This is a genomic window from Legionella maioricensis, assembly GCF_023618015.1.
Taxonomy (GTDB): domain Bacteria; phylum Pseudomonadota; class Gammaproteobacteria; order Legionellales; family Legionellaceae; genus Legionella; species Legionella maioricensis.
This window is the reverse complement of sequence record NZ_JAJKBJ010000016.1, coordinates 41,676-59,493: the sequence shown is the minus strand read 5'-3', so window position 1 is coordinate 59,493 and position 17,818 is coordinate 41,676. Positions and strand designations below refer to the sequence as shown.

The following is a 17,818-nucleotide window of genomic DNA, read 5'->3' as shown; positions in this document are numbered from 1 at the left end:
TGAATTAAAGAACAATCAGCCTCATGATGACCATTTGGTAATGAGGCCATCAAGGTAATCGAAAGATCATCCTGAAGAGTTTTAATGATAAAACATTGAGTCTTGTGATGCATGAATTATGGTTATGTAAAAGTATTCTCGAAATTATTAAGCAGAATGTCATTGCCAAAAAAGGTACGCGCGTAAAAAAAATAGTTTTAGAGATTGGTCAGCTGGCTGCAGTAGAAAAAAATTCTTTAATTTTTAGTTTTAATGTGATTGCCAGGGGAACTTTGGCTGAGAATGCGGAACTCAGCATTATTGATATCCCAGGAAAAGCACAGTGTGAATCGTGCCAAAAAATGGTTCCTTTGCGACAGTATTATGATGAGTGTCCAGCATGCGGCAGTCATTCATTAAAAGTCACACAGGGTGAAGAATTACGAGTAAAATCAATGGTGATGGAATAATGTGCGGAATATGCGGCTGCTCTGAAGAAATAAATATGACTCATGAACATGAACATGAACATGAACATGAACATGAACATCATTCACATGATGAGCATTTAATTCACGTGGAACAAAATATTTTGGCCAAGAATCAACAATTTGCCCTTCATAATAAAAACTATTTAGCCAATAAAAATATTTTGGCGCTCAATATCATGTCTAGTCCGGGCTCTGGCAAAACCACCCTTTTGGCAAAAACAATTTCAGATTTAAAAAATGAACTGGACATCGCGGTGATTGTTGGTGATCAACAAACAAATTATGATGCGGAGTTAATTAAATCAAGCGGCGGTCATGCCGTACAAGTTAATACTGGAAAGACCTGTCATTTAGATGCCCATATGGTGGGTCATGCATTAGAAGGACTTTCTTTAAAAGAAAAATCGCTCTTGTTTATTGAAAATGTAGGTAATCTTGTCTGCCCCGCATTATTTAATTTAGGCGAACACTATAAAGTAGTTATCCTTTCCGTTACTGAAGGAGATAACAAACCCCTTAAATACCCCGATATGTTTCGTTGCGCCGATTTAATGCTGATTACTAAAATGGATTTACTGCCTTATGTACCATTTGATCTGAATCAATGCATGGACTACGCACGTCAGATTAATCCCAATATTGAAATTTTGACTCTTTCGACAGTTAATGAGGAGGGTTTAAATCAGTGGTATGAATGGCTAAAGCACAAGCGTTCCTGAAATGAAACTTGAACGATTACAGCTTCTCATCCAGGGGCAGGTTCAAGGAGTTGGCTTTAGACCCTGTGTTTATCGAGTGGCAAAGCGTCTTCACCTCAGTGGCTGGATACAAAATAATGCCTCGGGGGTTTTAATTGAAGTTCAAGGAGCTTTGGCTAATGATTTTGTTACCCATTTAACCGCTAACTTACCACCACTTGCCAAAATAAATAACATCCAACTAAAGTCTATTCCTTTAAAAATAAATGAAGCTCGTTTTGAAATCATTGCAAGCGAAAAAGGCAAAGCCAATACCCTCATCTCTCCTGATACCTGTATTTGTTCTGAATGTTTGCAAGAACTCTTTGATCCTCAAAGTCGCTATTTTCGTTATCCTTTTTTAAATTGTACTCACTGTGGCCCCAGATTCTCTATCACTCAAACGCTTCCCTATGATCGTTGTCATACGTCAATGGCCGCATTCCCTCTTTGTCCGAGTTGCCAAACAGATTACATTAATCCTGACAATAGACGCTATCATGCCCAGCCTACAGCCTGCGTCCATTGCGGCCCACAACTTTCATTATCCGTTGCAGAAATGGCACAACGCATTTTGCAAGGCCAACTCATCGCGATAAAAGGATTGGGAGGCTATCAAATTATTTGTGATGCGCGAAATGAGAATGCCTTATTAAAACTGCGGGAAAGAAAAAATCGTGAAACAAAACCATTAGCGCTGATGGTTGCTAATATTGAAAGTGCAGAGCGAACTGTTGAAATCAATGAGCAAGCTCGAATCTTATTGGAGAGCGCTGCCCGCCCCATAGTATTGCTCCGAAAAAAAGAAAAATCATTACCGGATGAAATAGCTCCCGGTTTAAACCACCTTGGCATCATGCTTCCCTACACCCCCCTGCATTATTTACTCTTTAATGCCTTTGCGGGAAATCCAAACGGTTGTGCTTGGTTAAATGAATATCAGGCAATGACACTAGTAGTAACCAGCGCAAACTCAGGAGGCGAACCGCTGGTTATTGATGATCATCATGCGGAACTGGAACTGCAAACCATAGCAGATAAAATTGTTTCCTATAATCGCCAAATTATTACCCGTGAAGATGATTCCGTCTTGCGTATTATCAATGAGGCCCCGATGTTTATTCGGCGTTCTCGTGGATTTGTCCCAACACCAATTCAACTGCCATATGCTATCCCTCCAACTTTGGCAGTTGGAGGGCATCTTAAAAATACGTTTTGTATTACCCGTGGTGATGAGGCTTTTGTTTCACAGCATATCGGTAGTCTAACTAATAAAGCGACCATTGATTTCTTTCATGAATCATTAAATCATTTATTAAATTTTCTGGATGTAATACCTGAGCGAATTGCCCATGATTTACATCCCGATTTTTATACCACCCGCCTTGCTCAACATTATGGTATCCCTGCATTGGCTATTCAACATCACCATGCTCACTTGGCTTCTGTTGCAGCAGAGCACGGTATTCAACACCGTATTTTAGGATTGGCCCTTGATGGATATGGATACGGTTTACTTGGAGAAGCCCGGGGCGGAGAGTTTTTTTTATTCGAAAACGCCACTTTTGAACCGCTGGGGTCTTTTTATCCGCTGTTGCAGCCCGGAGGAGAAATCGTCGCACGTGAACCGTGGCGGATGGCAGCAAGCATTTTACATTGTTTAGGCCGAGGAAGCGAAATCAGTAAACGCTTTTCCAGCTGCCCTCAAGCCCAGGCCATTGTTCATCTTCTGGATAAAAAAATAAACAGTCCCGCCACCACAAGTTGTGGACGTGTATTTGATGCGGCGAGTGCTTTGTTAGGGATTAAACTGATGTCGCAGTATGAAGGGCAAGCGGCGATGCGCCTGGAAAGTCTGGTTACTGAATTGTCAGTAGTACCCAACGGATGGCAAATAAAAGACAATCACTTTAATCTGTTGCCCACCCTGGCTTTGCTATCAGACCTGGGAGATCCCGTTGCAGGAGCCAATCTTTTTCACGGAACCCTCATTGCAGGCCTCGCTGCCTGGATTAACCAAATGTGTCGAGAAAAAGGGATAGATATGATATTGTTAAGTGGCGGTTGTTTTTTGAATCAAATACTGGCAGAAGGATTAACCAAGGCATTAAAAGAATTGGGTATCCAGCCTTTATTACCGCGAGCCCTTCCGCCCAATGATGGGGGAATTTCCCTGGGACAGGCATGGATTACTGGAACAAGTATTCTGCAAGGATAGTCTATGTGTTTAGCTATGCCCGTACAAATCACCCAAATTATTGACAATGCCCGAGCCATAATCAATTTAGGCGGCATCACCAAAGAAATCTCCATTGCCTTATTAGATGAAGTCACTGAAGGTGATTATGTCATTATTCATGTCGGATATGCTTTAACACGGTTAGATGAACAAGAGGCGCAAAAAACCTTAAGTTTATTTGCTCAAATGCTAGAGGATACCCCGGAATGAAATACATAGAAGACTTTCGCAATGAAGCTTATGCAAAAGTACTGGCTCAGAAAATTGCTGACCAGGTGGATCCGAGGCGACACTATCAATTTATGGAGTTTTGCGGCGGGCATACCCATGCTATCCATCGCTATGGAATTCCAAGCTTACTTCCTGACAATGTAGAAATGATTCATGGTCCAGGGTGTCCTGTATGCGTACTCCCTATGGCAAGGACGGATAAAGCCATTGCCTTGGCCTCTTTACCACATGTTATTCTTTGTAGTTATGCTGATATGTTACGAGTACCAGGCACTGGACAAAAAAGTCTATTGCATGCTAAGGCATCCGGTGCGGATGTGCGCATGATTTATTCCGCAGATGATGCGTTAAAAATTGCCCAGGAAAACCTGCAAAAAGAAGTTGTTTTTTTTGCTATTGGTTTTGAAACTACCACCCCACCAACCGCCTTGGTGATCCAACAAGCCAGAAAATTAAAACTCACTAACTTTAGTGTTTTTTGTAATCATGTTTTAACCCCTGTTGCGATGGACAGCTTGCTGCAATCGAATGAGGTCACTTTAGACGGATTCGTTGGCCCCGCTCATGTCAGCATTGTCATTGGGAGCCGTCCCTATGAGGCAGTGTGTCAAAGATATCAAAAACCTATTGTGATTTCAGGCTTTGAACCTTTGGATCTATTGCATTCTATTTTGATGTTAATCCACCAAATCAATGAAAACCGCTGTGAGGTAGAAATTCAATACACTCGTGCGGTCAATCGTTTGGGGAATGTGATGTCACAACAAATAATGGCCGAAGTTTTAGAGTTACGCGACCAATTTGAATGGCGTGGTCTAGGTTTTATTCCTCACAGTGCTTTAAAAATAAAAGCAGAGTATGCTGAATTTGATGCAGAACAACGATTTGAATTACCTGATTTTGGTGCCCAGGAACACAAGCAATGTCTTTGTGGCGCGGTGCTTCGCGGTGTAAAAAAACCGATGGAGTGTAAATTATTTGCCACAGTATGTGTTCCTGAAAATCCTTTAGGTTCCTGCATGGTCTCCTCTGAAGGGGCATGCGCTGCCGTGTATGCTTATGGACGGGTGTAAACAATGACTGAAGTAATAAATAAAAAATTTAAAGGGCCGAAACTGAATTTTAAAGAAGGATTAATCAATCTAAGTCACGGTAGTGGCGGGCGAGTTATGGCTCTATTGATTGATCAATTATTTTTAGCTGCTTTTGATAATCAATGGTTAGCTCAAAAAAACGATCAAGCCTGTTTTTCCGTCTCATCCGGTCGTATGGTCATGGCAACTGATGCTCATGTGATTTCACCTTTATTTTTTCCCGGCGGTGATATTGGTTCTTTATCTGTCCATGGAACGATTAACGATATTGCCATGTCTGGCGCAAAACCATTGTACTTATCAGCCAGTTTCATTTTAGAGGAAGGCTTTCCTCTTGCAGATTTGCAAAAAATTGTGACCTCGATGGCGCAGGCTGCTCAACAGGCCGACGTCGCTATTATCACCGGCGATACCAAAGTAGTTGAACGCGGTAAGGGAGATGGAGTGTTCATCACCACTACGGGTGTGGGAGTAGTACCTGAAGGAATTCATATTTCAGGTAATCGAGCAAAACCAGGTGATCAGGTGATTGTAAGCGGATATATCGGTGATCACGGGATTGCTATTATGGCTCATCGCAATAATTTGCAATTTCAAACCACCATTCAATCCGATACCGCATCATTACATGATCTGGTGGCTTGCATGATACGTGCTGTGCCTACCATCCACTGTTTGCGTGATCCTACTCGTGGTGGTCTGGCAACGACATTAAATGAGTTGGCCCAGCAGTCCAAGGTGGGATTAATGATTAATGAACGTAACATTCCTATTCGTACTGAGGTCGCCAGTGCCTGTGAATTATTAGGACTTGATGCTTTATATGTAGCTAATGAAGGAAAGTTAATTGCGATTTGTCCTCCCCATGATACGGAGCGATTGTTACCAGTTATGCGCGCCCATCCTCTTGGACTGCATGCTGAAGTCATTGGCGAAGTCATCGAAGATGCGCGTCATTTTGTACAGCTGAAAACAAAATTGGGTGGGATGAGGATTATGGATTGGTTGGCGGGAGAGCAATTGCCAAGAATTTGTTAAAAGGATGACTATGATTGTGGATAAACCAAGCTATTTTTTACCTCATAAGCAATTACAAAACCTGCTTGATGCGTTACACAATGCAGGATTTTCCTGCGTTGGTCCGCAAGTACGTGACGGCGCTATTGTTTATGATGTGCTTCATCATGCAGAGCAATTACCCTGGGGCATCCGTGATCACCAAACGCCGGGGAACTATCGATTAGAAAAGATCCCTGAACACAAGGCATTCGCTTTTGCAAATGGCCCTCAAGCAATAAAACCCATTTTATTTAAACCCCAGGAAACGGTATGGAAAGTAATTCGCAATAGCGAAGGGAAACTAATCTTCCAACCCCATCAGCCCAGTGAAAGACCCGTGGCTATTATTGGTGCGCGCTCTTGTGATCTGGCAGCAATGAGTATTCAGGATAAAGTGTTTATTGAAAATAACCATCCTGATCCGCGTTATAAGAGTCGGCGCGAGCATCTCTTTGTCATTGCGGTAAATTGTACTTACTCTTCAGAAAATTGTTTCTGTGTTTCAGCGGGAACAGGTCCTGCAGTAAGCCATCCTTTTGACATCCTGATGACTGAAGTAGATGAGGGCTTTGTAGTCAAAACAGGCAGCGAGCGAGGCCAGGCAATTATTGGACCTTTAAATTTAGCGGAGGCTAAAACGACTCAATGCCAAGATGCAATAAACAATGTCGATCAAGCAGGAGCCATGCAAAGCAAAAGGATACCTTTAGATAATCAACGGGCTTTACGAGATTTATTATTTGCCAATTTAAATCACGCCCGTTGGGAGGAAGTGGCCGAACGGTGTTTATCCTGCGGCAATTGCACCTCAGTATGCCCTACATGTTTTTGTCATAGTGAAGTGGAAAAACCAGCGTTGGATGCTACCAGCAGTGAACATCAGCGCGAATGGGACTCTTGTTTTACTACAGGCCATAGTTATTTAAACGGAACCATAGTTCGTGATGACACGCGCAAACAATACCGCCAATGGTTGACTCATAAAGTAGGAAGCTGGTTTGATCAATTTGGTACTAGCGGATGTGTGGGATGCGGACGTTGCGCCACGTGGTGTCCGGTTGGAATTGATATTACTGAAGAGTTAGCTGCTATTTCAGGTGAATCGAATGTGAGGATAAAAGAGAGTGTTTAAACCCCATTTTGACCCTTATCTTCCTTTTGAAGCGGAGATTGCGGAACGAGTCCAAGAGTCGGCGACTATTTTCACCCTCCATCTGCGCTTTATTGATCCGGAGCATCACGAACGGTTTATCTTTTATCCAGGTCAATTTAATATGCTTTATCTTTATGGTGTCGGGGAAGTGGCCATCTCTATAGTTTCTGATCCGAAGAAAAAGAATATTCTCAGTCATACCATTCGAGCTGTAGGACGAGTGACTAAAGCATTACAAAAATTACACCCTGGAGATAGAATTGGAATTCGTGGGCCTTATGGTCGAGGATGGCCACTGAAACAAGCAAAAGGCAAAGACATTGTTGTCGTCACCGGGGGACTTGGCTGTGCTCCCTCCATTTCTATCATTAACTATATTCTAGAAAGAAGGGCTCAATATGGGCATTTAAGTATTCTGCAAGGAGTGAAACACAGCGAGGATTTTATTTTTAAAAAACAGTATGAATTATGGAAAAAATCACCTCATACTGAAATTCACATTGCAGCAGATCAAGCCGGGCCCAAATGGCCATGGAGTGTGGGCTATGTCACCGATATGATCGATAAAATTAAACTGGATCCCGCAAATACTATTGCGATGATGTGTGGCCCTGAAATGATGATGAATACCGCAATTAAGGTGCTCAATAAGAAAGGAGTTTCTGAAGAGCATATTTATCTGAGCATGGAACGAAATATGGAATGCGGCATAGGACAATGCGGCCATTGTCAATATGGTGGTTTTTTTATCTGTAAGGATGGCCCTGTATTTGCATACTCGGAAATTAAAGAATTATTCCATGAACCAGGATTTTAATGACCATGAAGCCACGTTTGGCGGTGCATAAATTTACCTCTTGCGATGGATGCCAATTGGCATTTTTGAATGCAGGTGAAGCCTTATTGACCTTATCTGAACTGGTTGAGATGGTCCATTTTGCTGAAGCCGGATCCATAGACCTTGAAGCTCAGGTAGACATCGCTTTTGTTGAAGGCAGCATCTCAACCCCAGACGAAGAAGTGCGCATCAAAAAAATTCGCCAAAACAGCAAATACCTTATTACCATAGGCTCTTGTGCAACCGCAGGAGGAATTCAGGCCTTACGCAACGTCGCAGATTCCAAAGAGTGGGTAGCCGATGTTTATGCCACACCAGACTATATCAAGAGCTTAAACACCTCAACAGCTATTGCTCATCATGTTAAAGTCGATTGGGAATTATGGGGATGTCCGGTTAATGGCAATCAGGTTTTAGAAGCCATTCGTTTTTTATTATCCAATGCAACCCCACGCATCAAACGAGATTCTGAGTGTATGGAGTGCAAACGCAAAGGGAATGTTTGCGTGTTGGTTACCAAAAAAGACCCTTGCATGGGACCTGTAACCCAAACCGGCTGCGGCTCCCTTTGTCCATCGGTAGGACGGGGATGCTATGCCTGTTATGGTCCTAAACAAAATCCGAATACCCAATCTTTGGGACATTGGTTCAAACAACTTGGATTAAGCCCAGAAGCCATTGCCCAAAAGTTTTTGCATATCAATAATCAAGCACCTGCTTTTAATAAAGCAGGAAACTATTTTAAGGGAATTAAAATCAGTAATGAGTAAAAATATCTCCATTAATGTCCCCATTCTGGCGCGTGTAGAAGGTGAAGGAGCTCTTGAGCTTCATATTCGCGATAGCGCCATTAAAACATTAAAATTAAAAATTTATGAACCGCCGCGATTATTCGAAAAATTTTTGGAAGGACGAAGCTACACCGATGTTTTAGATTTTGTGGCGCGAATCTGCGGTATTTGTCCCGTGGCCTATCAAATGAGCGCTACCCAGGCTATTGAACATTGTTTTGGCATTCAACCAAGTCCTTGGGTGCGAACCATGCGCCGCTTATTTTATTGCGGTGAATGGCTGGAAAGTCATAGCATGCACATTCATTTTTTGGCCCTGCCTGATTTTCTCGGATTTAAGTCAGTACCAGAAATGGCAAAAGACTATCCGCTTGAGGTGCGACGTGGAATGCGTCTGCAAGCATTCGGCAATGACTTGATTAAACTGCTTGGAGCCCGCTCGGTTCATCCGGTGGGAGCTTGTGTTGGTGGTTTTTATAAAGCGCCCAATGATGCCGATACCAATAGACTCTTAGAAAAGGCAAAAGACCTGATTGAAGATTGTGAGGCATTAATTCGCTGGCTTTCAGGGCTCTCATTGCCTGATAATTCCCATGAATTTACCAGTGTTTCTCTTTATCATCCTACAGAATATCCTCTAAATGAGGGGAGATTAGTATCCGATCGCGGATTGAATATTAGTATTGATGAGTTTGATGCTTATTTTAAAGAGCATCAAGTCCCATACTCTAATGCTTTGCACTGTTTGTTACAGAATAAACCTTATTTGGTAGGGCCCCTTGCGCGAGTCAATAATTGTTTTGGCCATTTGCCTACTCCCATCCATCTTCTTTTACAAAGTTTAAAAATTAACTTCCCTTCCGCCAATATGTACTCCAGCATCATTGCCAGAGCGGTAGAAATTTATTATTGTGTTTTAGAATCCATTCGTATTTTAGAACAATATAAAATAGTGGATAAGCCTCATCCGGAAGTCACTCCCCAGACAGGGATAGGCATTGGCTGCACGGAAGCCCCCAGAGGCATGTTATGGCAGCGTTATGAATTTGATGAAAAAGGCCAGGTGACTTCAGCGCGTATCGTGCCACCCACCAGTCAAAATCAAGCTCGAATTGAAGAGGATTTGCGTATTTCTTTGAGTCATTTTGGTTTAGATAAAGCGGAGGATTCCCTACGCCTCTGTAGTGAGATGATCATCCGTAATTATGATCCCTGTATTTCTTGTTCAACCCATTTTCTAAACATCAAAGTGAATCGCGAATGAATCGTATCAAAGTATTGGGCATTGGCTCCCCTTTTGGAGATGATCAGGCAGGCTGGAAGGTAGCTGATGCGTTAAAACAGCACCTCGCAATGCACCCCAATATCACTCAATGGGTGAGTATAGAAAGCCATGATCGTCCAGGAGCACGATTAATCGAGTTGATGAGCGGCGCCCGTACTGTTTTTATTATTGATGCAGTAAAATCAGGCAGTGAACCAGGAACCGTTCATCGCTTTAAGAATGATGATATTATTAAATCAGAAAACAGATTATCAACTCATGATATGGGGATTGCTCAAGCACTGCAATTGGGCAGTGCTCTTAATGACTTGCCAGACAACATTATATTATACGGAATAGAAATTGATCTTATTGTCTTCGAATCCACTCTTTCTCATCCTGTAGAACAGGCAATTGAACACGTAGCAATTCAATTAAAAGATGAAATTATTCGGACTTATCCATGTTAATCAAACGATTCACCCCAATTTTTAAATTCTGGAATCCTTCCTCTGAGACGGCATATACGGATACCGCGCATAAAGCGCGGTACGTAGGCAAAAGAGCCCAAAAATTCATGGGGATAGATCAGATCCCGCAGATTATTTCCATGAAAGAATGGTTGGCGAATTATGTGAAGGAGCCAAGGGTTTTTCTGCAGGCCATCCAATAATTATAGCTGCCTGAGGAATCATATCAGCAGGAACACCTAATTCTTGCTTCCACTCAGGCAAATTTAAAGCGGCAAGAGAAAAACCGATCACGCAAGAACCAAGTCCTTTACCATAGGCCGCAAGCATTAAGTTTTCTGCAGCCAGCCAACATTCCGCAGTTACAAACGGACCTGGATAAGTGCTGTAAATAACAATTAAGGTACCCGCATTATAAAAAACATTAAAGTCTTTTTGTTTTACCACACCAAGAACACGCTTTCTTTGTTCGGACGCCAATTTATCTGTTTCATTGAGCAACTCGGCTTTGCAACTGTCTGATAAGCGATTCAATAGTTCTTTATTTTGGATTACAGCAAATGCCCTTGGTTCTTCATGCAAGGCTGTAGGTGCTTGCATAGCGGCATCTAACAAAATATGGATTAAATCGGAGTTAACTTGGGTAGGAAGATAGTTACGAACTGCTCGGCGGTTATATATAGCATCCATTATATCCACTGTTTTTTTTTCGTTTTCAATGGGCGAGCTTTTCATCTATGTCTCCGTGACTGAAAGAAATTATGTTTTATTATAGCCTGATTTTACCAATTAAGAGTGCCCGAATTTAGTTTAAAATTCCAGTAAACCTTAATAAAAAATCAATGAATCAACAACATAATCTATAATTAAACTATAAGGATAAAGAACAGTCTGTCATCACAGACAATGGAAGCGTTGGAGTTATTAATGATTTATAGGAATATTTTGCTGGCAATTGATGGAAGTAACGTATCAAATGCAGCGGTTGAAGAAATAATTAAACTCACAAAGGGTGAAAAAATTCATTTACGTATTATTCACGTAGTCGATGAAAATATGGTCTATTATGGCGGGCCAGGTTTTGATTATGCGTTATTAATTAATAGCCTGAAAGAGGAAGGAAAAGAAATTTTAGATAATGCGGTAAAAATAATTGAAAAGCAGACCTCCATAAAGATTGAAAAGTGTCTCCTTGAACGGAAACTATTTAAGGGAAAAATTGCAGATGTGATTGTTGAAGAAGCGAAAAAATGGTCTGCTGATTTATTGGTTATTGGCTCGCATGGTCGACAAGGCTTTGGTCACTTTTTCTTGGGTAGCGTGGCAGAGCACATTGTGCGTATCGCTACTATGCCTGTGTTAATTGTTCGTAGCTCCAATACCTAACAGTAAGTTTCGCTTACCTATTGATCCAATGGATCAACATTTATAATAATTATTATCTAAATCCAAAATTTCAACAGATAAACTGAGATTCAATTGAGTTGATTCTGATTTAAAAAAGACGCGCAATATATTTAATATGATCTCACCTAACCGCTTTTTCTTAGCGTCAGCTCTTCCCGGAAGCATTTTTATCGTTAAATGAACAAAGGCATTTTTTTCGTCCTGATCGCCTATAAAAAATAGTGGATGTACGATGCATCTGCTTTTACAGCTGGATAATTGAGTAGGGAGCTCTTCAGCTAACAAACGATGCAACTCATCGAACAACTGGTTAAAACGATCTGTTACCCTAAGATTATTGCTATATTCCAATGTTAAATGAGGCATAATGAGAGCTATTTTTTGCGCATGATGAATAATAACGCAGCTTCGTGAGATGTTGCAATCACAACCGGTAATGAATTCAGGCTCAACATGACACCAGCCTTAATTGCCTCCCCCTTCGCCAACTTCACTATGAAAAAAGAGAAAAAGGATTTTTTTTAGGCACAATGGGTTTATTTTTTGCCTTTGCTGTAGTATATTTGCCCACTTATATTTAAAGCTAAATCTTGGCAACAAATAAAAAATAATCATTAATGGACATTTGAGTTAAAAAACCATCCATTGGTGATCCATGTTTTTCTTTTGCTTGTACGGTCCATATCCACATTGACTAAAATAAATTGGGAGAGAAAATGCTTGAATATTTAACATGGATTACCGCGGGTATTTCCCTGGCAAGTCATTCTATTTTTGGAGTCATTTCGCCAGCTCATGAACAATTGAAGGTACCACAATGCCTTGCGACTCAAATTACTATTGGCCATGAGGTATTAGCAGAAAACCCTCAATTCAAAATTATTGATGTAGCGAACAGTGATGTGAAACAACTTATCCTGTTAGCGGATCAAGTTCAATGCGGTGATGTGGTTAATGTCAGTGATCAATTAACCACAGCCAAGAAACAGTCAGCACAGAGCCTGTTACAAAAAAGCGCCGTAACGTCAGCCATAAAAAATAATGACCTCTATGTAGTGAAACATCAAACTGAAGTGAATACTGCTTTGAAAGCGGTAGTAGCGGATAATATTTGGCAAACATTAAACCATTTAACAGCCTACACGAATCGTTCTGCCACTAAAGATACCGGTGTTGCTGCTGCGCATTGGTTGAAAGATAAATTTGAAACCATGGCCGTTGAATACGGTCGTACCGATACTAAAACATTTTTTGTAAAAACAGGCTGGTATAATCAACCTTCATTAGTAACCGTCATTGGTAAAGACATTAAAGCTCCAGGTGTGGTAATCGGCGCTCATATGGATACTCTTGATGGTCGCATGCCTGGTGCTGATGAGGGAAGCGGCGCAGCAGCTATTATGGAAACAGCTCGTGTTTTATTAGCTTCTAAAACAGAATTAAAACACCCAATTTATATTATTTGGTATGCAGCAAAAAACAGAGAGTTGGCAGGCTCTCAATATGTAGTGCGCTATTTCGATGAGCACTCCATTCGGGTTAAGGCAGCACTTCAGTTAGACCAAACAGGGTACCGTGTTCATGATGATCCTACTATGTGGGTGTTTACTGATAATACCAACAAGGATTTAAATGACTATATCACCAAATTAATTACCACTTACATTCGTGTTCCCGTTAATTACTCACGTTGTGGCACGAGTTGTAGTGATCATGTTTCCTGGAATGAAGAAGACATTCCAGCGGCTTTCTCAAGTGAATCAATCTTCGAAAACTTTAATCCTAATATCGGCACTCCGTCAGATACTATGGATTTGTTGAACCTGGATCATATAACTAATTTCTCCAAATTAGCTTTAGCCTTTGCGATAGAATTAGCTGCTAAGTAAAAAAGCTAAGTACTCATAATAAATCAAGGTCCCACGACACATTCGCGGGACCTTAAATCCCCGCCATCCCGAATAGCCCCACGTCGTCCTGAACGCCTTTACGTCATCCCAACATCACCACGAACAATCCCGCATCATCCAGAACAATCCTACGCCATCCTGAGCACCTTTACATCATCCCGAGCGCCTTTACGTCATCCCGAGCGAAGCGAGGGATCTCCTGAAGGTGGCATGAATTAGCAAACAACGCTCAAAATATTTTTTTCTGCTATTCTATCTTTTCCCTGATGGATGCTAACAGGGAACTAGTCCATACCAACAAGGAGTCTCCATGCATGTTGAATCGTATGTTTACCTTATAACGAATAAATACAATAAAGTGTTATACACGGGAGTAACCAGTGATTTGATACGACGTATTTATGAACATAAACATAAAATGCAAAAAGGTTTTACTCAGAAGTACAATATAGATCGCCTCGTCTATTATGAGGTATGCGGTGATATTATGAGCGCTATTGCTAGAGAGAAACAAATCAAGGGATGGTCTCGAAAAAAGAAGAATGATCTTATTAATACTTTGAATCCAAATTGGGACGATTTATATCAGAGTCTATGTTAAGTCGTGTGCCACATTCAGGAGATCCCTCGCTTCACTCGGGATGACGTAAAGGTGCTCGGGATGATGTAAAGGCGCTCAGGACGACGTGGGGATGCTCAGGACGACGAAGAGGTTGAGGATGTGGGGACATCATCTGAAATCGTGGCAGTAGATTGTTGACATTCTCTATTACGGTCTAACTCATCACCAGAGCATCACCATTTTCCGCTACAGGGACTATTTTTCCTAATTGTACAGCAACAGCAAACCATGAATCTTTGTCATAAGCTCCCTCTTCCACTTTACAGCCAGGTAATGAAAAATGATGCAGCAATTTATCCAGTTCATCTAATAAATAGGAAGCAAAAGAATGATTATTATACCGTGTTTCTGGACTATCGAAAAAAAGGCGCATTTTATCTAATAATGAATCACAAGTATCTTCTTCCTGAGCAGTTACACAAACCTCCCCAGCTTTTTCTTGTCCGGCCGCGCCATGGCGCCACCAACTGAACCACCCGTTGGGCTGTCTCGAGCAACTACCGTTTTGATAGTGTTCTCGATAGCAACGTTCAGCATCGGATATCGCTTTTTTAAGTAAGCCGGCCAGATTAGCCGCCAAAGGCGGGCTGGTTAACTCATTACTGTTTTCCACTTTTTCTGCAAAAAAATGAACTCTTGTATCCTTTCGACGAGAAGGCGGTCTATGAGAAAAAACTGGTCTTGATCGGGTAGGGTGACTGAGTGCTTTTCCGGATTCTATTGGCGTACCAGCCAAAGGTTTAACAACGGGGACCTTATTCGGCATTATTCCTGCGTAACCTGAAAATTTCGCGGCAATCAATTCTGCACGTCTTTGGGCAACTGCCCCCTTCGAAATGCCTAATTCATTATTTAGCGGGGTGCTTTTTTCATGGAGGCCCATTACAATTCCTTATCCCTAAGTCACTGATTTACCCAATTAATTTGGGTACTCTGAACTACAGAAGAATGATATAGGCTCTTTTTTTATGATGCAACCTCAGTGATTCATTTCCAACCTACCCCTTAACACAAATCACCGGAGTGAGCTTGGCCACCTTCTTTGCTAAACCGGACTCCTGAGCGGAATTAACGACTAAATCAACATTTTTATAAGCCTGGGGCGCTTCTTCTGCTACTCCGCGGTAGGAACCACTGCGAATCAAAATACCTTGCTCAGCAAGCTGGCGGATGATTTCACTCCCACTCCATTTTTTCATGGCTTGATGCCGACTCATTGCACGGCCGGCACCATGACAGGCGGAGCCGAATGATTTATTTTCCGACATTTTTGTACCAACTAAAACATAAGAAGCGGTTCCCATGCTGCCCCCAATGATGACTGGTTGCCCAACATGGGTGAACACTTTAGGTAATTTGGGGTGACCTGGTCCTAATGCGTGGGTTGCCCCCTTACGATGGACAAATAAGCGCAAGAACTTGCCATCAACCTCATGGTATTCTTCTTTACAGGTATTGTGAGAGACATCATAAATCAGCTCTATCCTGGTGCCGGGTAGCACGTCTTGAAACACCTCACGCATAAAATGAGTAATTATTTCACGATTGGCCAAGGCGCAATTAATAGCTGCACGCATGGCTCCTAAATAGCGTTCACCGCTTGCAGAGTAAATAGGGGCGCACGCCAGTTCTCTGTCGATCAGCTTAAAGCCCTCTCGTTGCGCATTGATTAACATGGAACGTAAATAATCTGTTCCAATTTGATGTCCTAATCCGCGTGAACCGCAATGGATGCTCACCACAATATCGCCTTCGTTCAAACCAAAGGCCGCCGCCGATTGCGGACAATAAATTTGGTTAACTTCCTGAATCTCCAGATAGTGATTGCCCGAACCTAAAGTGCCCATTTCATTCTTTTGGCGTTTTTTGGCCTGCTCAGAAACATATTCAGGAAGAGCCCCTTCGACACAGCCATGATCCTCGATGCGTTCTAGATCATCGCGTTCACCATATCCTTGCTTGACTGCCCACTGAGCTCCCCCCCGTAACATGTCATCCAACTTTTTTATGGTTAAATGAATACGGCTTTTACTGCCAACACCCGCAGGGATATGAGCAAATAAGGCATCCGCCATTGGTTCTTTGAAGGGTTCCAGTTCAGAGCGTTTTAAACCGGTGGATAAGAGCCTTACTCCGCAAGAAATATCAAATCCTACCCCTCCGGCACACACAACCCCGCCTCGTTCCGGATCAAAAGCGGCAACCCCACCAATAGGGAAACCATATCCCCAATGAGCATCGGGCATGGCGTAAGCTCCCTGAACGATTCCCGGTAATGTGGCTACATTGGATAATTGTTCATAAACTTTCATATCCATGTCAGTAACTAACTGCTCTGATGCAAAAATGACTCCCGGGACTTGCATAGTTCCATGCCTGGGAATTTGCCATTCAAAGTCGTTTATTTTTTCCAAGAGGGTTAAATCCATTATATTCCTCTCTTAATCAATACATTAAATAATTAGACATCCACAATACACTGAGCTATCCATATCTCATCTTTTTTGACTACTTTTAGCTCGGTATACGTAGCCCCTTTAATTTCTACAATCGGCTGATGACGCTTTCGATCAACTGCCTCTCCCTTAATAATAGCCTCTAATGTTCCATTTTCTATGGTTATGTGAAATTCAGAAAATAGCATGTTGTGGATGGCCATATTATAAATAATGGCATTTAACCAATCGGTGAATAAAATTTCCTGATTAGGTGCCTCACAAGAGACATGCACTGATTTGACCGGCTTAACGGCGTCGGAGTTCGTAATCACATTGGTTAAAGCTAACGCGCCCATTTCAAAGGCATCAGGTAAAGTAGGACCCACACCCCTGACTCCTATATCTGCTTCGTGGATAAAATGTTCCCATTTTTTTTCAACGGTCATGCGTTGATACCTGCAGCAAACACATCGTATTATCAATCCTTATCATCTTATCTTATCGCCACCATACAACTATACCAATCCATAGCCGTCCGACTAAGGAGGGCACTGAGCTGATTTTATAACAGGTTTTATCTGTTTTCCTACGACACGTAGGCATGAGAAGAAAGACGCAACTGCACCATCAAATGAAAAAAACAGGTTATTCTCCTCGAATAAGCAACACTGGTTTGGTGGCGATTCTAACGACGTTCTCGGCTACACTGCCCAAAAGTAACCTATTAAAACCACGACGACCATGAGTTCCAATAACTAATAGATCTGTAGGTTGACTTTCGGTGGCTTCGTTAATTTTCTCAGCAATGTTGCCTTGAAACGCTTTGAGCTCAATAAGCTGACTTTCAAATTTAATTTTGGCTTGACGAGCAATCTCTTCCATTTCATTTAAAATTTTTTGTCCGTCTTTTCTTGCGGACTCCCAAAGAACATCATAATCAATGACGGCTTCACCATCATGAACAAAACTTTCATCCACTATATAGACAATGCGTAAAGTAGCCTTTTGGTCTTTAGTCATTCTAATGGCTTCCTGCATGGCTAAAGCGGAAGTGTCGCTTCCATCAACCGCTATCATAATATGCTTATATATCAC

General features: G+C 41.9%; 20 protein-coding genes. 14 read left to right on the top strand and 6 right to left on the bottom strand.

All coding sequences use genetic code 11. The annotated features are described in order from the left end of the window. The first annotated feature begins 107 nt into the window (after window positions 1–107). From hypA to LOX96_RS12590, 11 genes are read left to right on the top strand one after another with little or no spacing between them, the layout of a single operon-like run. Window positions 108–449: a hydrogenase maturation nickel metallochaperone HypA gene (gene hypA, locus LOX96_RS12640; protein ID WP_250422685.1), complete on the top strand. Its 342-nt coding sequence runs from the start codon at window positions 108–110 to the stop codon at window positions 447–449. After that, a complete protein-coding gene (gene hypB / locus LOX96_RS12635; RefSeq protein WP_250422687.1) occupies window positions 449–1,189 on the top strand; it encodes a hydrogenase nickel incorporation protein HypB in 741 nt (246 codons plus the stop codon). Before hypA ends, hypB begins: the two co-directional genes overlap by 1 nt. 1 nt (window position 1,190) lies before the next feature. Next, window positions 1,191–3,425 (top strand): carbamoyltransferase HypF, encoded by a 2,235-nt coding sequence (gene hypF, locus LOX96_RS12630; protein ID WP_250422690.1) that lies wholly within the window; start codon window positions 1,191–1,193, stop codon window positions 3,423–3,425. Window positions 3,426–3,428: 3 nt separating this feature from the next. Further along, the gene (locus tag LOX96_RS12625) at window positions 3,429–3,656 is read left to right on the top strand and encodes a HypC/HybG/HupF family hydrogenase formation chaperone (RefSeq protein ID WP_250422693.1); all 228 of its coding nucleotides are present in this window, start codon (window positions 3,429–3,431) and stop codon (window positions 3,654–3,656) included. Further along, a complete protein-coding gene (hypD, locus tag LOX96_RS12620; RefSeq protein ID WP_250422695.1) occupies window positions 3,653–4,750 on the top strand; it encodes a hydrogenase formation protein HypD in 1,098 nt (365 codons plus the stop codon). Before LOX96_RS12625 ends, hypD begins: the two co-directional genes overlap by 4 nt. 3 nt (window positions 4,751–4,753) lie before the next feature. Next, on the top strand, window positions 4,754–5,809 hold the full coding sequence (gene hypE / locus LOX96_RS12615; RefSeq protein WP_250422697.1) for a hydrogenase expression/formation protein HypE: 1,056 nt from the start codon (window positions 4,754–4,756) through the stop codon (window positions 5,807–5,809). A 10-nt stretch (window positions 5,810–5,819) separates the two neighbouring features. Next, window positions 5,820–6,962: a 4Fe-4S dicluster domain-containing protein gene (locus LOX96_RS12610; protein WP_250422699.1), complete on the top strand. Its 1,143-nt coding sequence runs from the start codon at window positions 5,820–5,822 to the stop codon at window positions 6,960–6,962. Beyond that, window positions 6,955–7,800, top strand: a complete 846-nt coding sequence (locus tag LOX96_RS12605; RefSeq protein ID WP_250422701.1) for an FAD/NAD(P)-binding protein — start codon at window positions 6,955–6,957, stop codon at window positions 7,798–7,800. The genes LOX96_RS12610 and LOX96_RS12605 overlap by 8 nt, the downstream gene beginning before the upstream one ends. A 5-nt stretch (window positions 7,801–7,805) precedes the next feature. Beyond that, window positions 7,806–8,591, top strand: coding sequence for an NADH-quinone oxidoreductase subunit B family protein (locus tag LOX96_RS12600; RefSeq protein ID WP_348645852.1), 786 nt, complete (start codon window positions 7,806–7,808; stop codon window positions 8,589–8,591). Then, a complete protein-coding gene (locus LOX96_RS12595) occupies window positions 8,584–9,876 on the top strand; it encodes a Ni/Fe hydrogenase subunit alpha (RefSeq protein WP_250422705.1) in 1,293 nt (430 codons plus the stop codon). Before LOX96_RS12600 ends, LOX96_RS12595 begins: the two co-directional genes overlap by 8 nt. Beyond that, window positions 9,873–10,346 carry a hydrogenase maturation protease gene (locus tag LOX96_RS12590; RefSeq protein WP_250422707.1) on the top strand — a complete coding sequence of 158 codons (474 nt, stop codon included), beginning with the start codon at window positions 9,873–9,875 and terminating at the stop codon, window positions 10,344–10,346. Before LOX96_RS12595 ends, LOX96_RS12590 begins: the two co-directional genes overlap by 4 nt. Window positions 10,347–10,478: 132 nt before the next feature. Here the strand turns inward: LOX96_RS12590 and LOX96_RS12585 are convergent, their stop codons facing one another. Then, on the bottom strand, window positions 10,479–11,081 hold the full coding sequence (locus LOX96_RS12585) for a nitroreductase family protein (RefSeq protein WP_250422710.1): 603 nt from the start codon (window positions 11,079–11,081) through the stop codon (window positions 10,479–10,481). Between the two features lie 192 nt (window positions 11,082–11,273). Between LOX96_RS12585 and LOX96_RS12580 the strand changes: the two genes are divergently transcribed. Beyond that, window positions 11,274–11,732 (top strand): universal stress protein, encoded by a 459-nt coding sequence (locus LOX96_RS12580; protein ID WP_284498372.1) that lies wholly within the window; start codon window positions 11,274–11,276, stop codon window positions 11,730–11,732. 33 nt (window positions 11,733–11,765) lie between these two features. On the opposite strand, the gene LOX96_RS12575 is transcribed toward LOX96_RS12580, so the two are convergent. After that, entirely contained in the window at window positions 11,766–12,119 is a 354-nt protein-coding gene (locus LOX96_RS12575; protein ID WP_250422713.1) for a 5-carboxymethyl-2-hydroxymuconate Delta-isomerase, read from the bottom strand. Window positions 12,120–12,469: 350 nt separating this feature from the next. On the opposite strand from LOX96_RS12575, the gene lapA reads away from it, so the two are divergent. Together lapA and LOX96_RS12565 are read left to right on the top strand one after the other, a co-directional pair. Then, entirely contained in the window at window positions 12,470–13,642 is a 1,173-nt protein-coding gene (lapA, locus tag LOX96_RS12570) for an aminopeptidase LapA (RefSeq protein WP_250422715.1), read from the top strand. Between the two features lie 331 nt (window positions 13,643–13,973). Continuing rightward, window positions 13,974–14,264, top strand: a complete 291-nt coding sequence (locus LOX96_RS12565) for a GIY-YIG nuclease family protein (protein WP_250422717.1) — start codon at window positions 13,974–13,976, stop codon at window positions 14,262–14,264. A gap of 175 nt (window positions 14,265–14,439) precedes the next feature. Here LOX96_RS12565 and LOX96_RS12560 read toward each other — a convergent pair whose 3' ends face one another. From LOX96_RS12560 to LOX96_RS12545, 4 genes are all read right to left on the bottom strand, one after another. Beyond that, window positions 14,440–15,168 (bottom strand): hypothetical protein, encoded by a 729-nt coding sequence (locus LOX96_RS12560; protein ID WP_250422719.1) that lies wholly within the window; start codon window positions 15,166–15,168, stop codon window positions 14,440–14,442. 115 nt (window positions 15,169–15,283) lie between these two features. Beyond that, window positions 15,284–16,714 (bottom strand): RtcB family protein, encoded by a 1,431-nt coding sequence (locus tag LOX96_RS12555; protein WP_250422721.1) that lies wholly within the window; start codon window positions 16,712–16,714, stop codon window positions 15,284–15,286. A gap of 32 nt (window positions 16,715–16,746) precedes the next feature. Further along, on the bottom strand, window positions 16,747–17,169 hold the full coding sequence (locus tag LOX96_RS12550; RefSeq protein WP_250422722.1) for an archease: 423 nt from the start codon (window positions 17,167–17,169) through the stop codon (window positions 16,747–16,749). A gap of 199 nt (window positions 17,170–17,368) precedes the next feature. Further along, window positions 17,369–17,818: a universal stress protein gene (locus LOX96_RS12545; RefSeq protein ID WP_348645851.1), complete on the bottom strand. Its 450-nt coding sequence runs from the start codon at window positions 17,816–17,818 to the stop codon at window positions 17,369–17,371.

Excerpts from the sequence above, each read along its gene's own strand:
- LOX96_RS12610 (WP_250422699.1), top strand. The coding sequence starts at position 5,820 with ATGATTGTGGATAAACCAAGCTATTTTTTACCTCATAAGCAATTACAA.
- LOX96_RS12595 (WP_250422705.1), top strand. The coding sequence starts at position 8,584 with ATGAGTAAAAATATCTCCATTAATGTCCCCATTCTGGCGCGTGTAGAA.
- LOX96_RS12600 (WP_348645852.1), top strand. The coding sequence starts at position 7,806 with ATGAAGCCACGTTTGGCGGTGCATAAATTTACCTCTTGCGATGGATGC.
- hypA (WP_250422685.1), top strand. The coding sequence starts at position 108 with ATGCATGAATTATGGTTATGTAAAAGTATTCTCGAAATTATTAAGCAG.
- LOX96_RS12565 (WP_250422717.1), top strand. The coding sequence starts at position 13,974 with ATGCATGTTGAATCGTATGTTTACCTTATAACGAATAAATACAATAAA.
- LOX96_RS12585 (WP_250422710.1), bottom strand. The coding sequence starts at position 11,081 with ATGAAAAGCTCGCCCATTGAAAACGAAAAAAAAACAGTGGATATAATG.
- hypF (WP_250422690.1), top strand. The coding sequence starts at position 1,191 with ATGAAACTTGAACGATTACAGCTTCTCATCCAGGGGCAGGTTCAAGGA.
- LOX96_RS12555 (WP_250422721.1), bottom strand. The coding sequence starts at position 16,714 with ATGGATTTAACCCTCTTGGAAAAAATAAACGACTTTGAATGGCAAATT.
- LOX96_RS12550 (WP_250422722.1), bottom strand. The coding sequence starts at position 17,169 with ATGACCGTTGAAAAAAAATGGGAACATTTTATCCACGAAGCAGATATA.
- lapA (WP_250422715.1), top strand. The coding sequence starts at position 12,470 with ATGCTTGAATATTTAACATGGATTACCGCGGGTATTTCCCTGGCAAGT.
- hypD (WP_250422695.1), top strand. The coding sequence starts at position 3,653 with ATGAAATACATAGAAGACTTTCGCAATGAAGCTTATGCAAAAGTACTG.
- LOX96_RS12575 (WP_250422713.1), bottom strand. The coding sequence starts at position 12,119 with ATGCCTCATTTAACATTGGAATATAGCAATAATCTTAGGGTAACAGAT.
- LOX96_RS12560 (WP_250422719.1), bottom strand. The coding sequence starts at position 15,168 with ATGGGCCTCCATGAAAAAAGCACCCCGCTAAATAATGAATTAGGCATT.
- hypE (WP_250422697.1), top strand. The coding sequence starts at position 4,754 with ATGACTGAAGTAATAAATAAAAAATTTAAAGGGCCGAAACTGAATTTT.
- hypB (WP_250422687.1), top strand. The coding sequence starts at position 449 with ATGTGCGGAATATGCGGCTGCTCTGAAGAAATAAATATGACTCATGAA.
- LOX96_RS12580 (WP_284498372.1), top strand. The coding sequence starts at position 11,274 with ATGATTTATAGGAATATTTTGCTGGCAATTGATGGAAGTAACGTATCA.
- LOX96_RS12625 (WP_250422693.1), top strand. The coding sequence starts at position 3,429 with ATGTGTTTAGCTATGCCCGTACAAATCACCCAAATTATTGACAATGCC.
- LOX96_RS12590 (WP_250422707.1), top strand. The coding sequence starts at position 9,873 with ATGAATCGTATCAAAGTATTGGGCATTGGCTCCCCTTTTGGAGATGAT.